A 383-nucleotide genomic window follows, 5' to 3' on the forward strand; every position below is an offset into this window, starting at 1 on the left:
TTGATAGGTTCGGGGTGGAAGCGCAGCAATGTGTGGAGCTGACGAATACTAATCGGTCGAGGGCTTATCCTATCAATACTCCACGAACCTTCGTGGAGGCCTCAAGAGCCCTTGAGGTAACGTTTCACTCTCTCTCTTCTTCGGTTCGCATTCAGTTTTCAGGGAATAAACCCTGAATTTCATAATCGTTTGGTGATGATGGCGGAGGGGATCCACGCGTTCCCATCCCGAACACGACCGTTAAGCCCTCCAGCAGCAGTAGCAGTAGCAGTAGCAGTAGCAGTAGCAGTAGCAGTAGCAGTAGCAGTAGCAGTAGCAGTAGCAGTAGCAGTAGCAGTAGCAGTAGCAGTAGCAGTAGCAGTAGCAGTAGCAGTAGCAGTAGC

At 50.9% G+C, this 383-nt stretch carries 1 rRNA gene; it reads left to right on the plus strand.

The features are described 5' to 3' along the window. Nucleotides 1-188: 188 nt before the first annotated feature. Nucleotides 189-304: ribosomal RNA gene (gene rrf / locus PV433_RS16085) — 5S ribosomal RNA — on the plus strand. Nucleotides 305-383 lie beyond the last annotated feature (79 nt).

It is taken from the genome of Paenibacillus sp. GYB004, assembly GCF_036577605.1.
Lineage (GTDB): Bacteria > Bacillota > Bacilli > Paenibacillales > NBRC-103111 > Paenibacillus_AB > Paenibacillus_AB oceani.